Origin of the sequence: Grimontia sp. SpTr1 (genome assembly GCF_947387585.1) — a bacterium.
Taxonomy (GTDB): Bacteria; Pseudomonadota; Gammaproteobacteria; order Enterobacterales; family Vibrionaceae; genus Enterovibrio; species Enterovibrio indicus.
This window is the reverse complement of the sequence record NZ_CANDOD010000007.1, coordinates 143,043-164,373: the sequence shown is the minus strand read 5'-3', so window position 1 is coordinate 164,373 and position 21,331 is coordinate 143,043. Positions and strand designations below refer to the sequence as shown.

Sequence of the window (21,331 nt, the reverse complement as noted above, 5' to 3'; positions counted from 1 at the left end):
TTATTTGGCTTCAATCACAGAAATATTGAGGGCACGGACATCATCCCAGTCATTATCGACCGCATTCTGGAAGCCTTTGATATTCAATTTCTCCAATGCTTTTCTGCCATCAGGTGTACTCCCCAGCGTCACAAACGCTTCCTGTAACCGTCGGTGTTGATCGTCTGAAAGGGACGGGTGCGAGGCAATGGCATGAGGTGTAAAGCCATCAGTGGTGTAGAGCACTTTTAGGTTGTCTTTGGCATTAGGTGGCGCCCCACCCAGTGTGCGGACAATGCCGCCTCCGGCGTCGAACAGGCCATCAGCCACGCCGAGATAGGAAGAGTCGTGGGAACCGACATAGTGTGGTTCGAACACGATACCTTTGTTTTTGAGTGTGGCTTGAGTCAGCAAGGTGGCAGCAAATGCGGCAGGCGCAGGAAAGGCCAGCCTTTTTCCATCCAAATCTTCAAGCGATGTTACGCCCGACGTTTTCCGCACTACCAGAATGCCTTTAATTCGCTTGTCTTTGGCATGGGCAATGGCTTTGTAACCGGGTGATTGATTGAAAACGGTAAAGTGATAGGGGTTCATGTAAGCAATGTCATACTTCCCTTCAGCCAAACGTTTTTCAAACTCTGGGATGTTAGGTGCCGTGGCAAAGCGGATCTTTAGGCCAGAAAGTTCACTGATCTCCTTCATCACCGGGCTCCAGCTTCGGATCAGTTTTGCTGAGGATTGCTGGGGGACAATACCAAAAACAAGTGGTTGGGACTCATCATCGTGTGCGCCAGCATGCGCCACAGCTTTGGTTGCAGTTATTAGAAAGGCACTGCTGAGGGCGATACCCAAGGCAAGAATAGCCTTGCTAAAACTCCGGTTACCTATTGATCTCATTGCGAATATTTCCCTATCCACTGACATTGATTTAACTATAGTACAGTGTCTTATATTTGCGTCAGTCGCGGAGTGGATATTAAGCGCACACTTTATGGCCCCTTAGAAAATTCAACCGGGTGAGCGCTGCATTTCTGCAGTAACTGAGGTAATCTTTGCCAATACGAATTTTGAAGGTATCCAGGCTCTGCTTCTGGGTATTGTTGGGGTTGAATAGGGAGAGTTCATGTCATCAGGAAAACTGAATACCACGCTGGTGTCTGCGGGGCGAAAATCTGAGTACTGCAAAGGCAGTGTTAACAGTGTGATTCAGCGTGCGTCATCAATTGTTTTTGATTCTGTGGCGCAGAAAAAAGTGGCGACAAAACATCGTGGGGAACGTGAGTTATTCTACGGACGCCGTGGCACATTGACGCACTTTGCCTTTCAGGATGCCATGACTGAGCTGGAAGGTGGCGCAGGTTGTGTGCTTTATCCTTGTGGCGCAGCAGCCATTGCCAACAGCATGCTCTCTTTTGTCAAAACCGGTGACCACGTTTTGATGACGGGTGGCGCTTATGAGCCAACCCAAGCCTTCTGTAACACCATTCTTGCCGACATGGGGATTTCCACCACTTACTACGACCCGATGAAAGGTGCTGATACTGGCGCTTTGGTGAAACCGGAAACCTCAGTGGTCTTTCTGGAATCACCAAGCTCGATCACTATGGAAGTGCCCGACATCCCAGCCATTGTAAAAGCGGTACGTGCGGTGAACCCTGACGTGGTGATCATGATTGATAACACCTGGGCGGCTGGCATTCTGTTTAAAGCGCTTGAGCATGATATTGATATCTCTATTCAAGCGGGTACCAAATACATTGTTGGGCATTCTGACGCCATGATTGGCACAGCGGTCGCTAATGCACGCACTTGGGAGCGTCTGCGCGAGCGCTCTTACCTAATGGGACAAATGGTTGATGCGGATACCGCATACATGGCATCCCGTGGTTTGCGTACTTTGGGAGTGCGCCTGAAACAGCATCAGGAGAACAGTATTGCAGTCGCTAACTGGCTGAGTGCGCGACCTGAGGTGGCACGTGTCAATCATCCTGCTTTGGCTGAAAGTGTGGGACACGAAAACTATCAGCGCGATTTCAGTGGCAGTTGTGGCCTGTTCTCTTTCGTGCTGAAAGAGAAATTGACCGACGAGCAGATTGCGAATTATCTGGATAACTTCACTCACTTCAGTATGGCGTATTCGTGGGGTGGCTACGAGTCTCTGGTGCTGGCGAACCAGCCGGAAGATTTGAATGCCATTCGTCCAGTTGGCCCGGTTGATTTCAGCGGCACCTTGGTGCGTCTGCATATTGGCCTTGAAGATGTGGAAGATCTGATTGCGGATTTGGAAGCAGGCTTCGAACGCCTGAAGTAATGCGGCTTCGGTGAGAATTCAAAAACGGCGCATCAAGCGCCGTTTGTGTTTCTAAGGTTCGGCACAGATTCATAGTGCTCAACCGTCGGGAAGGGATCGTAGAAATGGTGCAGCAAGGCTTTCCAATCCTGATACCCCTCGGATTGCCGGAATCCCTCTGTGTGGTCTTCCAGGGTTTCCCAGTTCACCAGCAGTATGTAGCGGCTTTTCTGTTCCATACATCGGCGGACTTCATGGCTGATGTAACCTTTCTGTGCCGAAATAATTGCCTGTGCTTTCTCAAAGGCGTTCTCAAATGCGGCTTCCTGCCCGGGAACCACATTCAATATGGCGACTTCCAGAATCATCTTCATTCCTTGAATGTTAGCGTTTAGGGCGAATTGCTGAGAGATTACTGACCTTTCGCCATCAGCATTTTTAGGGTGTCGGCCAGTTCCTCGGCACTTTGATGCGCACTGGTATTCACCACATATTTGCCATTAACCAGAAACGTCGGTACCGATCTGATTTCAGATTCTACCGTGATCTGATCAGCGCGCTCCATATCTGCAAACAGTGCTTCTTGTTGTGCTTCGGTCATGTCAAAAGGGCTGACCAGATTGTATTGCGCAAACAGTGAACTCAGGATGGCCTTGTTCTTTTCCGCGTCATCAGACTGGTCTTCTTGCACAAACTTGAACAGGGCTTCGGTCAAACCTTCTGGTGGTGCGCCGTCAATCTGACTCATGGCGGAATAGTAAATCATTGCCGCAAAGGTGGCGTTTTCATTGAAGGTGACATGCGCTTTGCCAATTTTTACATCAGCGGCAGCTTCAATCGCGGGAATGGCCGCTTCCATTGAACGGCAGTGGCCGCATGACAGGCTGAAGACTTCGGTGACTGCTGGCAGATTTTCTACAGTCACAGGCGTTGCTAGCGTAGTGTACTTGTCGTTTTGTGGCGCTTCATCGCTGCAGGCGGAGATTGTCAGTGCTGCAAACAATGGAAGAAGGAAACGCTTGAGGTTCATAAAACTTAATCACTATTTTTAGCGAATTCATGTTCGCGATGGATGAATTTTTTGGAAACGTGAGTATATACCCAAATAACTTGAATGCGAGCTCCTTCAAGTTTCTAAAATGAGTAAAAGCCAGATAAAAAAATGCCAGCCGGAGGGCGGCTGGCAATGAGCACAAGGCTCTTGGGCTTCTTTTTATTTAGTCGATGATCATCTTGCTCTGCATCACCATTGCGTCAATAACCGAAGAGCTGATTTGCTCCGAGGTCATCCCGGTAATGTCTACGCTGTAGGCATCGGCCATGTCTTCCATGCTCATGTTGTCGAACACGACCTGCTGATCAATGTTGCCATCACCTTGTGAGGAGATATTCAACATGGCGTGGCCCTCACCATCGTCACTGAACGACAGGTATTCTCCGAGTGAATCTGCAGTTTCGTTATTCAACAAATCAGAGAGATTAATGGCATCCTGCTGAGTATCGAAATCAGCAATATGGTCAACGGCTGGTTCGCTGACCGTGCCTTGATCTCCACGCAGGAAGGCATAGGTGTCCGACCCTGCGCCACCGGCTAATAAATCGTTGCCTTGTCCACCGAAGATCAGGTCATCTCCTAATCCGCCATCGATAATGTCATTTCCCGCATTGCCGTAAATGACATCATCGCCACTGTTGCCGAGTAATACGTCCACTTCACTACTACCAGCTATGCGATCATTTCCATCACTACCAGAGAAGGTGACATCATCTAGCGCAATCACGTCATCGAGTGTATCGCTTACACCGTTTAGCGACGCATTGTTGACTGCTGATTCTGAGCCACCGATGGTGACATTAACCTGAGTTTGCATACCATTTGTGGCGGTGAGACTGATGACCTCAGTAACAGTATCATGCTCTCCTAATGCTGGTGTTGAGTGAGGGTCGAGTGTGTAAGTCCAAGCACCGTCGGTTAATACCAGTGAGCCATATTGGCCGTTTACTGTGGTGTCAGCAAATTCAGGTTGTGAATCATTCGCATCCAAATCAACGATAGAAAGCACACCTGTTGCTTCGAGCGTTGCACCAGAAAAATCAGTGAAGTCGGAATATGACATCGACCTTGGCTGATTAGGCGTATCACGCAGGTAATCCATGGTGAGTCCTGGAGTGATTTGTGGACCGTCTATCTGCACAATCACTCGGCCTTGCTCATTGGAGTCGTACTTAAAGCTACCGTCACCATCAAGGTCGACATCAAACACGGCGAAGGAATAAATATTCCCTGCTGAGTCTTGATAATCGAGTTGATAGTCGTAGGTGGCGGTGTACTGAACACCATTGATTTCAACTTTTTGACTCGAATCCTGAACGTACTCGTTCGAATAATTGTCGCCGTCTACCGTGGTGTCATTATCATAGAAACGGATGGTTGAGCCGGAGTCGTTGAACTGGAATGTCGGCTCATTACCGTAGTACTGCATGTCGCCACCCGAGAAGGTGTAACCTTCATTGAGGACGAATGCATTGCCAATATCCACAAATTCACTGGTGACCGAGTCCGGTGCCACAATGGCTGCGGTGTTGGTGCCGACCACGAACGGATCATCATTGGTTCCCGTGATAGAAACATTAATGTTTTGCACCGTGCCATCCGTTGCCGTCAGCGTGATGGTGTCGGTGACATAGTCGGAGCTCGAAAGCACTTCCGCTTTCACGTCATCCAGCTCATAAGTCCATACGCCATCAGTCAGTGTGAGTGAACCGTAGTCACCCTGAATGGTGGTGTTCAGGAACTCAGGGTTATCTTCTGCGTCCGGGTCACTGATAGCGATACTGCCGCTCACTGTTACTGTGTCTCCGAAGTCACCCTCTGTAACGGCACCACTGAATACGCCAGTAACAATTGGGGCATCATCTGTACCCTGGATGGCAATGACAATTTCATGTTGTCCGCCCTCTGAGTCAGTAATGACGATGGTATCTAGAGTCTCTTCATCGATTTGTTGCGCTTTGCTTTCATCGAATGTGTAGGTCCAGTTACCGTTAGTCAGGACAAGCTCACCGAACTCACCTTGAACAGTGGTATTCGGCAGTGTTGGCGTGTCGCCGCTGTCAGCATCTGATACGCCGATTGAGCCGCTGGCTGAGATAGGCTGGTCTTGTTGCTGCGTCGCGGTGACGGAGAAGGTGACATCGTTGTAGTCGCGATCGCCGCCGCCTACAAGATCTTCCCATCCGGAGTATGTACCTGAGTTATTCTCATAATCGAAGTCACTGCCGTTTTTCGATGATTCAGACACAAATGTCGTGCCTGATGCTCCACCTTGATAGGCTGTTACTCCACCGCTTCCGAAGCTCAGACTTACACTACCGACATTAAAGCCTTTGCTGTCACCGTCAGGGATGAGGAACAGCCCCACTTTTTCACCGCCAGCGGTATTGATGTTTACGCTTGAGTTGTTAACCGAATGCGCGTTATCAAAGATGATGGCGGAACGTACTACGTTACCACTGCCATCCATCACGTAGTAACCGACACTGTTGCTGTAGCCGGCACTGGATGAAATGTTGTTCATGTTTAGATAGAGATTGTCACCTTCGCTCACATCCCAAGTACCGTCATAGTTACGGCCAAGAGTAACGTTTTGTGTCGTTGCTGTGGTGTTGGTGATAGTGCCTGTGGTGTCGCCGGAAAGCACTGCAGCATCATCGCTACCAGTGATGTTCACCACTATCTCCTGCGTCGAACCGTCTGAAGCCTCAACAGTAAAGGTATCTGTTACGTTCTGGCCTTCGTTGAGGCTATCTACCTTGCTGTTGTCGAGCGTATACGTCCATTCGCCGTCAACAAGCGAGAGTGAGCCATAGGTTCCCGATTGATTACTGTCTGGAATTGTGACGTTGTCATTATCAATATCGTTAACCGAGAGTTTGCCACTGGTTGTAATCACGTCACCTGCATCACCTTCAGTCACGCTACCGGAAGTAGTGCCTGAGATGAATGACGCATCATCAGCACCTGTTACCGTAACGACGATGTCCTGAGTGGTGCCGTCTGTCGCTGTCAGTGTTATGACATCCTCAACTTGCTGCCCTTCACTGAGTGATTGTGCCGCATCGCTCAAAGTGTAAGTCCATTCACCATCGACCAAGGATAATGAGCCAAACTGGCCTGCTACTGTCGTATTGGCAAAGCTTGGTGTGTCGTTGGTATCTACATCTGTAATCGACAGGGTGCCGCTGACAGTTTGAGATTGCGAATCTTCGGAGATTTGTGCGGAGAGATCACCCGTTACTTCAGCCAGATCATCGGTACCCGTGACCGTGATAGTGATGTCTTGTTGAGTGCCGTCGGTGGCGGTCAGCGTGATCACATCCTGGGCGGTTTGATCTTCACCCAGGCTCTGAGACTTGGTTTCATCCAGTGTGTAAGTCCAGTTGCCATCGACCAATTCGAGCGTGCCGTAAGTGCCTTCCACCGTCGTGTTCTCAAACACTGTGGTGTCACCGCCGTCGACATCCACCACATCCAGCGAACCAGAGGTGGTGATGAGAGACTCGCCAATTTCCAGTTTCACCGTGGCGGTATTGCCATCGGCATCCACTAGGTAGTAGCTGCCGTCGGTGGTTTGGACGATAACCGGCGGGGTATTGTCATTTTCTATGGAGGTGACATTACCCTGATGTACCAGCGAGCCTTCGCTGTTAATGGTGTAGAGGTCGACACCACCATCCGGATTCGGCGCAACGAAAACAGGCTCACCGTCGACGTAGCCAGCGGTCGACATATATGCGCCAGCATTTTCAATAACGTCAGTCTGTGTCAGTGTTCCGTCAGCGGCGACTTCAAACACAGTAGTCACATCAGCACTGCTGCTGGAGCTGATGGCATAGGTGCTGCCATCAGGGGTTTGATAAAAGTTCACCGAGTTGCCACTGCCGGAGGTGACCGGCTCACTGTCAACCAGAGTGAGGTTACCTGTAGCGCTGTCAACGGCATACAGACTGACGACATCAGTGCCGCTGGAAGTGACAAAGGTATTGCCGTCAATCGTCACAATATCGATGCCTGACACCAGGTCCCCTGACGGGTAGGAGTTGCCGGTTTCAGCAATTTCACCGGTTTCCGGGTTGTAGGAGAGGACATCGACGGTATCACCCTGAGGGCGTGTAGCGAAAATCAGAGTTTCACCATCATCCGTTTCGAAGGTGACGTTTTCGCGCACAATGCCTGTTTGCGAGTTGCCGAAGGTCAGGCCGCCATTGAGGCTGAGTTCACCGGAGTCAGAAATCTGCCATGCAGAAATTGAACCACTGTTCTGCGAGGTCAAGAACAGGGTAGGCTCACCATCGACTTGAGAGACATTGGACTGAGTCAGACCGTTCCCGAGCGCACCAACGGAAATACCTGCTTCCTGAATCACTGCTGTTATGTCGCCGCCAGAAGAGGAGGTCACTGTACCAGTATTATTGTCATAGACGATGCGGTCAGTCTCAGTGAGCGAACCATCATCTTCTACGCGGGAGATGATGGTAGTGCCACTGTAACCAAACGACGTCGAAATAACATAAGGTACACCGTCAATCGTGGTGGTGGTGGTATTCCAACCACTATTGTTATCGCCCTGGGTGACCTCACCAGCGGTGAGGTTGCCACTCTCTTCCACATTCAGCGTAAAGCCTGCTGCGTCCACGCTGCCTGAGGTGGTGCCTGTGACAACGCCGGCATTGTCAGTGCCGGTCACGGTGACCGTGACATCATGGGTTGAACCATCAGAGGCCGTCAGGGTAAAGGTATCTTCTACCGACTGGCCTTCAGGCAGAGGCTCTGCTTTGGCGGGATCGACGGTATAAGTCCAATCGCCATCTACCAACTGGAAGGTGCCGTATTCGCCCTGCATGGTGGTGTTGGCGATGGTGGTGTTGTCACCGGTATCAGGGTCAACAACAGTGATAGAGCCGGAGACAGAAGCATCCGCATCCGTCACCGTTGCTGTCACATCACCAGTCAGTTCAGCCAGATCATCGGTACCGGTGACCGTGATAGTGATGTCTTGTTGAGTGCCGTCGGTGGCGGTCAGCGTGATCACATCCTGGGCGGTGTCGCCCTCTCCCAGTGATTCAGACTTGGCTTCATCCAGGGTGTAGGTCCAGTTGCCATCCACCAGTTCAAGTGTCCCGTAGGTGCCTTCCACCGTCGTGTTCTCAAACACCGTGGTGTCGCCACCGTCGACATCCACCACATCCAGCGAACCAGAGGTGGTGATGAGAGACTCGCCAATTTCCAGTTTCACCGTGGCGGTATTGCCATCGGCATCCACCAGGTAGTAGCTGCCGTCGGCGGTTTGGACGATAACCGGCGGGGTATTGTCATTTTCTATGGCGGCGACATTACCCTGATGTACCAGCGAGCCTTCGCTGTTAATGGTGTAAAGGTCGACACCACCATCCGGATTCGGCGCAACGAAAACAGGCTCACCGTCGACGTAGCCGGCGGTCGACATATATGCGCCAGCATTTTCAATAACGTCAGTCTGTGTCAGTGTTCCGTCAGCGGCGACTTCAAACACAGTAGTCACATCAGCACTGCTGCTGGAGCTGATGGCATAGGTGCTGCCATCAGGGGTTTGATAAAAGTTCACCGAGTTGCCACTGCCGGAGGTGACCGGCTCACTGTCAACCAGAGTGAGGTTACCTGTAGCGCTGTCAACGGCATACAGACTGACGACATCAGTGCCGCTGGAAGTGACAAAGGTATTGCCGTCAATCGTCACAATATCGATGCCTGACACCAGGTCCCCTGACGGGTAGGAGTTGCCGGTTTCAGCAATTTCACCGGTTTCCGGGTTGTAGGAGAGGACATCGACGGTATCACCCTGAGGGCGTGTAGCGAAAATCAGAGTTTCACCATCATCCGTTTCGAAGGTGACGTTTTCGCGCACAATGCCTGTTTGCGAGTTGCCGAAGGTCAGGCCGCCATTGACGGTGAGCTGGCCGTTACCCGAAATCTCCCATGCAGAAATTGAACCGCTGTTTTGCGACGTCAGGAATAGGGTAGGTTGACCGTCGATACTCGAGACATTTGACTGTGTGAGACCATTACCCAGTCCGCCAACAGAGAAACCTGCATTTTCAACGGCAGAGGTGATATCTCCAGACACCGATGACGTTACTACGCCCGTGGAGCTGTCGTAAGTGATGCGGTCGGTCTCAGTGAGCGAACCATCGTTTTCAACCCGAGAGATGATGGTGGTGCCGTCGTAACCAAATGACGTCGAAATAACATAAGGTACACCGTCAATCGTGGTGGTGGTGGTATTCCAACCGCCATTGCTGTCGCCCTGAGTGACCTCACCAGCGGTGAGGTTGCCACTCTCTTCCACATTCAGTGTAAAGCCTGCTGCATCAACGCTGCCTGAAGTGGTGCCTGTGACGACGCCGGCATTGTCAGTGCCGGTCACGGTTACCGTGACATCATGGGTCGAACCATCAGAGGCAGTCAGGGTGAAGGTATCCTGTGCAGTTTCGCCGTCAGTCAGCGGCTGGGCTTTGTCCGGGTCAACGGTGTATGTCCAGTTGCCGTCCACCAGTTCGAAGGTGCCGTAATTACCTTCAATCGTGGTGTTGCCGATGGTGGCGGTTTCACCGGAGTCGGGGTCGGTGACGGTGATCGTGCCGGATGTTGATGCATCAGCATCGGTCACATTACCTGTTGTATCACCCGTTACCACCGCGGCATCGTTTGTACCGGTCAAGGTAATGCTGATGACCTGTTGGTTGCCATCGCTTGCAGTGACCGTGATGTTGTCAGTAACAACTTGGTCTTGCGCCAGCGATTGAACAGCGTCGGTGTTAACCGTGTAAGTCCATTCGCCACCAACCAGCTCAAGCGTGCCGTAGGTACCGTCCAGTGTCGCATCTGGAATAGTCGGTGTCTGGCCGCTATCTGGGTCAGTAATAGTAATGGTGCCTGAGACTGACTGCGCACCGACATCCTCGGTGATGCTGCCCGTCACATCACCGGCAATGATGGAACCGTCATCGGTACCGGAGACATTGATGGTGATGTTCTGTGTCGTGCCGTCACTGGCGGTCAACGTGATCACGTCCTGAACATTGTCGTCAGAACCCAGTGATTCCACTTTGTCGCGATCTACGGTGTACGTCCATTCTCCATCTTCCAAAGTCAGTGAACCGTACTGACCTTCCACTGTGGTATTCGCGAAAGATGGACTGTCGTTGCTATCGACATCAGAGATTTCAATGGTGCCGCTTACAGTAACGGGTGCTGCAATATCGTCGTAATCGAGACTGTCGATATTGTTGTACGAGCCCGGTACTAATGTGAGTGTGGTATCTGGGGTGATCTCTGGGCCATCGAGCTGGATCAGCACCTTACCGTTGTCCGGAATCGCGTTGTAGTTGTTGCCATCGGCATTGGTGTCCACATCGACAATTGCCATGGTATACACGTTACCCTGCGCGTCAGTGTACTGAAGCGTGTAGTCGAGGTTTGCAGGGTAAGTAACGCCGTTTAGCTCGATAGTTTGTGAGCTGTCATTGGAGTATTCGTTGTGTGTGTTGTCGCCATCCAGACGCGCGTCGTTATCAGTGAATTCGACGCTAACACCACCGCTGCTGAAATTTATAGAGGGTGGCAAGTTGGAGGTGTGGAACTCGCCCGACTCAATGCTGAAATTCTCATCCATGATGAAGGCGTTGCCCACGATCGCGCTTGAGAGATCAGCAGTCGAAATTGTGCCTGTTGTCGTGCCAGTGACGACTGCTGCCTGATCGGTTCCCACTACATCGACGGTGATTTGGTGAGTCGAACCGTCAGATGCTGTGAGGGTGAAGGTTTCAGTCTCTGTATCACCCAGAGAGATTGCCTCTGCTTTATCCGGATCGACAGTGTAGGTCCACTCACCGTCTACCAGTGAGAAGGTGCCGTATTCACCATCAATATCAGTGTTGCTGATGCTTGCCGTTTCGCCGCTGTCTGGATCAGTCACTGTGATAGAGCCAGATACGGAAGTGTCAGTGTCAGAAAGACTGGCGGTGGTATCACCCGTGACAACAGCTGCTTGATCAGTGCCTTCAACGGTAACAGTGATCTCGTGTTGTGAATTGTCAGATGCCGTAAGGGTAAAGGTTTCAGTGGCTTCCTGGCCCTCTGGTAGTGTTTGCGCTTTGTCTGGGTCTACCGTGTAAGTCCAGTTGCCGTCGACCAATTCGAAGGTACCATAGTTACCCTCTATGGTGGTGTTATCGATAGACGCGGTTTCGCCGGAATCCGGATCGGTAACCGTGATAGAGCCTGTTGCTGAGGTATCGACGTCAGTGATAGAGGCAGTCGTATTACCTGTCACAACCGCAGACTGGTTGGTGCCGGTGACCGTCACCACAATCTCGTGCGCCGAGTTATCAGACGCGGTCAGGGTAAAGGTCTCGTTGGCTTCCTCGCCTTCTGGCAGGGCTTGCGCTTTATCCGGGTCTACCGTGTAAGTCCAGTTGCCGTCGACCAGTTCGAAGGTACCGTAATTGCCTTCAATCGTGGTATTGCCGATGGTGGCCATTTCGCCGGAATCTGGGTCGGTAACCGTGATAGAGCCTGTTGCTGAGGTATCGACGTCAGTGATCGAGGCAGTGGTATCACCGGTGACAACTGCAGACTGGTTGGTGCCTTCAACCGTGACCACAATTTCGTGCGTCGAGTTATCTGACGCGGTCAGGGTAAAGGTCTCGTTGGCTTCCTCGCCTTCTGGCAGAGACTGGGCTTTGTCAGGGTCTACCGTGTAAGTCCAGTTGCCGTCCACCAGTTCGAAGGTGCCGTAGTTGCCCTCTATGGTGGTGTTGCCGATGGTAGCCGTTTCGCCGGAATCTGGGTCGGTAACCGTGATTGAGCCCGTCGCGGAAGCATCAACATCACTGATGGTTGCTGTGGTGTCACCGGTGACAACCGCAGACTGGTTGGTGCCTTCAACCGTGACCACAATCTCGTGCGTTGAGTTGTCAGACGCAGTGAGCGTAAAGGTTTCGGTCGCCTCTTCACCTTCAGGCAGAGCTTGGGCTTTGTCTGGGTCAACCGTGTAAGTCCAGTTGCCATCGACCAGTTCAAAAGTGCCGTAATTACCTTCAATCGTGGTGTTGCCGATGGTGGCCGTTTCGCCGGAGTCTGGGTCAGTGACTGTGATAGAGCCCGTCGCGGAGGTATCAACATCACTGATTGCAGCAGTGGTATCGCCCGTCACAACCGCAGACTGGTTGGTACCAGTGACCGTCACGACAATCTCATGCGTCGAATTGTCAGACGCGGTCAGAGTAAAGGTTTCGGTCGCCTCTTCCCCGTCCGGCAGGGCTTGCGCTTTATCCGGGTCTACCGTGTAGGTCCAGTTGCCGTCGACCAACTCGAAGGTCCCGTAATTACCTTCAATCGTGGTGTTACCGATAGACGCGGTTTCACCAGAATCCGGATCGGTAACTGTGATAGAGCCTGTTGCTGAGGTATCAACATCATTGATTGCAGCAGTGGTGTCGCCCGAGACAACCGCAGACTGGTTGGTACCTGTTACCGTCACCACGATCTCATGCGTGGAGTTATCTGACGCAGTCAGGGTAAAGGTTTCGTTGGCTTCCTGCCCTTCAGGCAGAGACTGGGCTTTGTCTGGGTCAACCGTATACGTCCAGTTGCCGTCCACCAGTTCGAAGGTCCCGTAATTACCTTCAATCGTGGTGTTGCCGATGGTGGCCGTTTCGCCGGAATCGGGGTCAGTGACGGTGATAGAGCCCGTCGCGGAGGTATCAACATCACTGATTGCAGCAGTGGTATCGCCAGTCACAACCGCAGACTGGTTGGTACCAGTGACCGTCACGACAATCTCATGGGTCGAATTGTCAGACGCGGTCAGGGTAAAGGTCTCGTTGGCTTCCTCGCCTTCTGGCAGAGATTGGGCTTTGTCTGGATCGACGGTGTACGTCCAGTTGCCATCCACCAGTTCAAAAGTGCCGTAATTACCGTCAATCATAGTGTTGCCGATGGTGGCGGTTTCGCCGGAGTCGGGGTCAGTGACGGTGATAGAGCCCGTCGCGGATGTATCGACGTCATTGATTGCAGCAGTGGTATCGCCCGTCACAACCGCAGACTGGTTGGTACCAGTGACCGTCACGACAATCTCATGCGTCGAATTGTCAGACGCGGTCAGGGTAAAGGTCTCGTTGGCTTCCTGCCCTTCAGCCAGAGATTGCGCTTTGTCCGGATCGACGGTGTATGTCCAGTTGCCGTCGACCAGTTCGAAGGTGCCGTAGTTACCTTCAATCGTGGTATTGCCGATGGTGGCGGTTTCGCCGGAATCGGGGTCAGTGACGGTGATAGAGCCCGTTGCCGAGGTATCAACATCACTGATGGTTGCTGTGGTATCACCGGTGACAACTGCAGACTGATTGGTACCAGTGACCGTCACCACAATCTCATGGGTGGAGTTATCAGACGCGGTCAGGGTAAAGGTCTCGTTGGCTTCCTCGCCTTCTGGCAGAGACTGGGCTTTGTCTGGATCGACGGTGTACGTCCAGTTGCCGTCCACCAGTTCAAAGGTGCCGTAATTACCTTCAATCGTGGTGTTACCGATGGTGGCCGTTTCGCCTGAGTCAGGGTCAGTGACGGTGATAGAGCCCGTTGCGGAAGCATCAACATCACTGATGGTTGCTGTGGTGTCACCCGTGACAACCGCAGACTGGTTGGTACCGGTGACCGTCACCACGATTTCATGCGTGGAGTTATCAGACGCGGTCAACGTAAAGGTTTCGTTGGCTTCCTGCCCTTCAGTCAGAGATTGCGCTTTGTCCGGATCGACGGTGTATGTCCAGTTGCCGTCCACCAGTTCGAAGGTGCCGTAGTTACCTTCAATCGTGGTATTGCCGATGGTGGCCGTTTCGCCGGAATCTGGGTCAGTGACGGTGATAGAGCCCGTCGCTGAGGTATCAACATCACTGATGGTTGCTGTGGTGTCACCCGTGACAACCGCAGCATCATCCGTCCCTGTTACGGTCACAACAATCTCATGGGTTGAGCCGTCTATCGCTGTGAGGGTGAAAGTGTCTGTGGCTTCTTCGCCTTCAGGAAGCGGTTTGGCCTTGTCTGGATCGACGGTGTAAGTCCACTCGCCGTCCACTAATTCGAAGGTGCCGTATTCGCCTTGAATGGTGACATTGTCGATAGTGGCGGTTTCACCGCTGTCTGGGTCGGTGACAGTAATTGATCCCGAAGTCGAGGTGTCCTGATCGGTCACTTGTCCGGTGGTATCGCCAGTGACTATAGCAGCATCATCCGTCCCTGTTACGGTCACAACAATCTCATGGGTTGAGCCGTCCGACGCCGTGAGGGTGAAGGTATCGGTTGCTTCTTCGCCTTCAGGGAGTGGTTTGGCTTTGTCTGGGTCAACGATGTATGTCCAGTTGCCGTCGATCAATTCAAAGGTGCCGTATTCCCCTTCGATAGTCACATTATCAATGGTGGCTGACTGACCACTGTCAGGGTCGGTAATGTTGATCGAGCCGGAAGTTGAGGTGTCCTGATCGGTGACCGAGCCTGTGATATTTCCGGTGACGATTGCAGCATCGTCGGTGCCTGTGACTTCGATTTTGATCTGCTGTTGGGTGTCGTCAGACGCGGTCAAGGTGAAGGTTTCTGTGGCAACCTCGTTAGCACCTAAAACCTCGGATTTGGACGGATCTAGGGTGTAGGTCCAATTGCCGTCGACCAATTCGAGCGTACCGTAATTTCCTTCCAAAGTGGTATTGGCGAATTCCGGGGTGTCGTTGGTGTCAGCATCTGAAATGCTGATTTGGCCAGACGCGGTGACCGCATCACTGACATCAAGATAGTTAATGTTGCTAACTTCTTGGTAAGAACCCTCAACCAGTGCCAGATCGGTGCCAGGGACGATGTCTGGACCGTCGATTTGAACCAACAGGGTGGTTGGTTGGCTTGTACCACCAAAATATTCGCCCGTTTCCGTGGCAGATACTGTGAGTACGGCCATGGTGAAGACATTGCCATAGGCGTCGGAATATTGAACGGTGGCATTTGCAGAAACAGGGTAGCTCTGGCCATTAAGTTCAATGGATTGTGATCCGTCGTTATTCAGTCTGCCATCACTGTCAGTGATGTTGGCGCTGAAGCCGACTGAACTGAAACTCAACGAGTCTGGCTGGCTGTCGAGGCTAAAGTTTGCGGGTTCGCCATCTGCATCATCACCAAAGACAAACAGGTTGGTGATTTCCACAACAGGGCCTGTTTCGGTAGACACAGACCCTGTGAATTCTCCTGAAACCACCGCGGCATCAGCGGTTCCCTCTACGGTGATAACGATTTGGTGTTCGTTGTTTTCGCTATCGACAAGGGTGATGGTATCTGTGGCGGTTTGACCGGCATTCAGCCCTTGTGCAACAGACGGATCGAGGGTGTATGTCCACTCGCCGTCGACAAGCGAGAAGGAGCCGTATTGACCTTCTACATCGGTGTTGGCGATAACTGGGTTGTCCCCGCTGTCTGCATCGATGACAGAAACGGAGCCCGTTGCAGTGAGGTCGGTTCCTTCCACCAAATTTGCGGAGGTGTCGCCTGTCAGTTCTGCGGCGTTGTCCGTGCCAGTGACATTGATAGCCAGCTCATGGGTGCCGCCCATGGAATCGGTAATGATGATGGTGTCTGTGACGGTGACACCTTCATCGAGCACCGCGGCAAGCTCTGGATCCAGCGTGTAGGTCCAGTTGCCATCTACCATGGTGAAGGAGCCGTATTGCCCCTGTTGATTGGTATCGGGCAAAGTCGGGTTATCACTGGTGTCTGGGTCGCTGACAGACAGGGAACCGCTAGCGGTGAGTGAGGCGCTATCATCGCTGACCGAGCCTGAAATATCGCCTTCCAGCATGGCTGAATCTTCACTGCCGGTAATGGTGATAACAATGTCATGCACGGAACCATCAGAGGCGGTGATAGTGATGGTATCGGTGGTCGATTCACCTTCGTCGAGATACTGTGCAAGATCGGGATCCAGTGTGTATGTCCATGCGCCATCGACCAAGGTTAATGAACCATATTGCCCGTCAGTTGTGCCGTTTGGCAGGGTAGGGTTCTCCCCTGTATCTACATCGACGAGTGACACCGAACCAGTCGCAGTGAGTGCTGCACTGCCTTCGGTGATCACGCCTGTGGTGTTACCCGTCAGCACAGGTTCCTGATCTGTCCCGGTAATCGTAATGGTGATTTCGTGTTTTGAACCGTCTGACGCTTCAAGCGTGACGACATCAATGGTGGTTTCCCCATCTGGCAATGCTGCGACTGAATCTGGGTTCAGGGTATAAGTCCATTCCCCATCGATCAGTGTTAGCGAGCCGTATTGACCGTCGACTTCAGCGTCTGGCAGCGTCGGTGAATTATCGGAATCAGGGTCGATAACGCTGATAAAACCAGACGTGGTTGGCGAGCCATTGTCACTGATAGAACCAACAGTATTCCCTGTCAGTACTGGCTCGTCATCGGTACCGGTCACCGTAATGACGATTTTTTGCTCAGTGCCATCAGAGGCGGTAACCGTGATGATATCGGTGTCGGTTTCTCCGCTGTTCAGACGCGATGCTGCGTCTTTGTCGAGGGTGTATGTCCATTCTCCATCAACCATTTCCAGCACACCGAATTCGCCTTCAATGCGCGTATCTTCGAATGTCGGTGAGTCATCGGCATCCACATCGGAGATGGATAGTGACCCTGTCACAAATTGAGCTTCTCCGGTGGTGGTGTCGGTCAGGGCTCCGCCGGTCTGGCCGCTGACAACGGGAAGATCATCGGTTCCCTGAATGTTGATCTCTATGGTGAGCGGAGTGCCATCTAAAGCGTAAACGGTGATGGATTCGGGCAGCACATCGCCTGCATCCAGCGCATCAAAACTGGCGGTATGCTCGGGAGAAGAGGTGTATGTCCAGTTCCCGGCTTTATCTATGTTGATTTCACCGTATGTGCCGGTAAAAGTGCCTGCCTGGAAGAATGATTCTCCGTAGTCAGCGTCAGATACGGTTGCGCGGCCATTCGTGGTAATCGCGCTGTCGGTTTCGGTGACGGTTACATTGGTCATGCCGCCAAATACGGCGGTATCGTTAGTGCCATCAATGGTGATAGTAATGGTTTGAACCGTACCATCTTCGGCACGAACCGAAATCGTATCGGTTAGCTGGTCACCCTCTCCAAGTCGGTTGATAGCGCCTTTTTCATCGGTGGAGGAGTAAGTCCAGTTACCGTTAGCATCGATGGTGATTTCACCCCAGCGTCCTTCAATGGTCTGTGGCGTGAAGGCATTATCGTTACCATCAACATCGGTCGATGTCAGCTGTCCAGACGTGGACATGGTGCCATCACTTTCTACCAAAGTGCCTACGATGTCGCCGGCGATCTCGGCAGGGTCGTTGGTGCCTACCACGGTGACGAGGATTTGTGTTTCAGTGCCATCTTGTGAGCGAACAGTGATGGTGTCGACCAGCTGTTCACCTTCTTCTAGCGCATCAAAAGTGGCGTTGTAAGCTGGGTCTGAGGTGTATGTCCAATTTCCTGCCTCATCAATACTGACTTCACCATAGGTACCGTTGAAGGTGCCGGCTTCGAAGAAAGATTCACCATAGTCAGCATCTGACACTGTCAGGCGGCCACTGTTGGTGAGTTGGCTATCTGTTTCGTCGATACTGACGCTGTTCATGCCGCCAAATACCGCTGCATCATTGGTGCCCGTGATGGTAATGGTGATGGTCTGTTCCGTGCCGTCTTCAGACTGAACGGTAAGGGTATCGGTCAGCTGTTCGCCCAGCCCAAGACGGTTAATGGCGCCTTTGTCGTCGTCTGAGCTGTACGTCCAGTTACCATTGGCATCAATGGTCAGTTCACCCCATCGTCCCTCAAGGGTTTGTGGTGTGAATGTATTGTCGTTGCCATCCACATCGGTCGCGGTCAGCTGGCCTGATGTACTCATGGTGCCGTCGGCTTCCACCACAGTGCCGACGATATCGCCTGCAATCAATGCAGGATCATTGGTACCAATAATGGTGACTTTGATGTCGGTTTCTGTACCATCCTCCGAGCGAACGGTAATGGTCTCAATACGTTGTTCGCCTTCTTTTAGGGAATCAAGCGCAGCGTTTTGACCGGGATCCGTGGTGTAGGTCCAGTTACCTGCCCGGTCAATGGTGACAGCACCCAGATCGCCGACATAAGTTCCGGCTTCCATGAAGGACTCGCCCAAATCGGAATCGACGACATTGATGGTACCTGACACGCTGATGACATCATTGGCTTCATACACGTCGCGTGAAGAGATGGCGGAAAACTCGGGCGCATTATTTGTCCCTACGAGTGTGAGGACGATTTGTTGTTCCGTACCATCTTCAGACCGGACAATGACCACTTCAGTCAACGTTTCCCCTTCCGGTAGACGTTCAATGGCGCCAGTAGGGTCTGTGGTGGTGTAAGTCCAATTGCCATCTTCATCAATGGTGATTTCACCACGCAGGGTAGAAATGGTTTCTGCCACGAACTTGTTATCTGCGCCATCGACATCCGCAGAGGTGAGGGTGCCAGTGGCCGTCATCGTGCCGCTGTTATCAACCACAGTCGCGGTAATATCGCCACCGATGACGGCTTCGTCGTTGGTGCCGTTGATCGTGATGGTGATTTGGGTTTCTGTGCCATCGACTGAATACACAGTGATGGTGTCTGTCATTTTTTCACCATCTGCCAGAGACTTAATGGCAGAGTCGCTGCTGTCATGAGTGGTGTAAGTCCAGTTGCCTGCAGCATCAATGGTGACGGAACCCCAGGTGCCGTCGAGCGTGCCTGCTTGCATGAATGACTCGCCGGCATCCGGATCATTGATGTTGATGGTGCCCTGTGCCGACATGGCACCGTCACTCTCGGTGATTTCTCCGGTGCTGATAGCGGAAAAGACTGCGTCATCATTCACGCCTTGGAAGGTGATGACGATTTGTTGCTCGGTGCCATCTGCGGCTTTGACAGTGACATATTCAGTCAGCGTATCCCCTTCTCCTAGCGCTTCGATCGCGCCGGTAGGGTCTGTCGACACATAGCTCCAGCTACCGTCTTCATTGATGGTGAGTTCACCTCTCAATGTGGTAATGGTTTCAGCGATGAAGGTGTTGTTTTCGCCGTCAACATCGTTTGAGGTCAGGGTGCCGGAAGCTTGAAGGTTTCCGCCCTCGCCGGAGACGGTGGCCGAAATATCGCCTGACACCAGCGCAGGGTCGTTGGTGCCTTCAATGTTCAGAACAATTTGGTGGGTACTGCCGTCAGAGGCGGTGATAGTGACGATATCTGTCGCCTGTTCACCTTCACCCAAAGGTGCAATGGCCTCTTTGTCAGCGGTATAAACCCAGACGCCGTTGTTCACCTCCAGTGACCCGTACTCGCCTTTATAGGTGCCATTTTCCAGTGCTGTTTCATTGTTGGAATCTGGGTCAACCACAGTGAGTGTGCCGGTAGCGGAAGGTGGCACTGTGCCGTTGCCATCGTTGACTGTGGCGGTGGTATCGCCTTCGACCTTGGCGTCATCATCGGTACGGGAGATGGGCAAGGTCACGGTTTCTTCCACCGTGGTTTTTCCATCGGAAACACTGACGGTAACGCTGATTTCGTCCAAGTTCAGGGTATCGTCATCAATTGCGGCGGCACCGGCTTCCGTAAGCACAACGTTGCCGTTTTCCACTTTGAAGTAACCATCAGGGTCATTTGTGATTTCAATGGTTAGCGCATCGCCATCGCCGTCTGTGGCATCGATAGACGCAACCACGCTGCCTTCAGCGACGTTTTCATCTTCTGTGAGCTCGACGGGTGTGATAGAAATTTCCGGCGTGTCTTCAACCTCCGTCACTGTCACCCCAACCGTGCCAGACGTTTTGTACTGACCGTCCGTGATATCAATGGTGAAATTGATGGTGCCACTGAAATTTGGTGGAGGCGTTAAAGTGAATGACCCATCGCTGTTTTTAGTGATGGTTGCACCTTCGACGCTGGGTCTGATGTCCGTGACCTGAATGTTGGCCGCGTTACCGCCGCGGATCGCACCGAGAATATCTTCGCGGCTAAGAATAATGTCGCCATCTTCTTGAGAGGAGATCGTAAAGTTACCGAAGGTTGGTGGCGCATTAGTGTTTCCGCCAGCACCTTCGTCATCAGAACCTGGTTTTTGCTGGATGGGTAAATAACGGCTGCTGAAAAGGGTCTCGGTTTGACCCGATGTTAACTTGTTGGAACCAAAAAGCCCCGTGCTATCAAATGCGGTTATGTTGCTGATACCACCGGTGGAGCCAATGTACTCAATGATGGAAGCCGCCGTGAGTGCTGATCCTGCAGCTTCTTCACCCGCAGCTGTTTCAGTGCCTTCCTTTTGGGTGGGGTCATCGCCTTCTTCAATCGCCGCGATAACGTCGAGCACATCGGAAGGGAGGTCGAGGTTATCGAAACCTTCTTCTCCAACAAGTAATGCTTCGTCAAGCACATCAAGCTGCTCACCTTCTTCTGTTACCAGCCAGGCGTTTTTTCCATTGGGTACGGATAATACATCGCCGGTTTGCAGCACGGTGTTGGGTGCTGCCTGCACCAATTCACCGTCTGGTTTTACCACAAATGCTTGTCCTACGACCTGACTAATAACTAAGTTGATAGCCATAGTTTTCTCCCGACAATTAGCGGCTCATCATTGAGCTAAATGTTTATCTTTTGAGCGGTTTGTTAAAAGTAGTACATAACGTTAAGTGGGGATAAGCCGGTCAAGGAAGTTAGATAAATTTTCTTTGCAATCTGTTTCATAAATGAGATTTACGTGCGGGAAGGTGATGGAAGTGAAAAGAAAAGCGACATTGTCACCCCCGAAAAAAGATGGAAATAGGTCTCATATGCAACTGACAAACAAATAATTAAGTCTGTGTCAGATTTGGCAGTCACAATGAAAAGCCACTAGCTTTATAAGAAATATAAATGTTTCGCCAGTGAGAAGTAAGTGAATG

General features: G+C 52.0%; 5 protein-coding genes. 1 reads left to right on the top strand and 4 read right to left on the bottom strand.

Annotated elements, in window-relative coordinates; all coding sequences use genetic code 11:
- Positions 1-876, bottom strand: coding sequence for a phosphate/phosphite/phosphonate ABC transporter substrate-binding protein (locus tag QL223_RS12375; RefSeq protein ID WP_002536825.1), 876 nt, complete (start codon positions 874-876; stop codon positions 1-3).
- A gap of 226 nt (positions 877-1,102) precedes the next feature.
- Here QL223_RS12375 and metC point away from each other — a divergent pair, with 226 nt between their 5' ends.
- A complete protein-coding gene (metC, locus tag QL223_RS12370) occupies positions 1,103-2,290 on the top strand; it encodes a cystathionine beta-lyase (protein ID WP_281544917.1) in 1,188 nt (395 codons plus the stop codon).
- Between the two features lie 32 nt (positions 2,291-2,322).
- Here the strand turns inward: metC and QL223_RS12365 are convergent, their stop codons facing one another.
- The 3 genes from QL223_RS12365 to QL223_RS12355 form a co-directional block, all read right to left on the bottom strand.
- Positions 2,323-2,637 (bottom strand): antibiotic biosynthesis monooxygenase, encoded by a 315-nt coding sequence (locus tag QL223_RS12365; RefSeq protein ID WP_281544916.1) that lies wholly within the window; start codon positions 2,635-2,637, stop codon positions 2,323-2,325.
- Positions 2,638-2,681: 44 nt separating this feature from the next.
- Positions 2,682-3,299, bottom strand: coding sequence for a thioredoxin domain-containing protein (locus QL223_RS12360; protein ID WP_002536832.1), 618 nt, complete (start codon positions 3,297-3,299; stop codon positions 2,682-2,684).
- 187 nt (positions 3,300-3,486) lie between these two features.
- The gene (locus tag QL223_RS12355) at positions 3,487-20,994 is read right to left on the bottom strand and encodes a VCBS domain-containing protein (protein ID WP_281544915.1); all 17,508 of its coding nucleotides are present in this window, start codon (positions 20,992-20,994) and stop codon (positions 3,487-3,489) included.
- Positions 20,995-21,331: the final 337 nt, after the last annotated feature.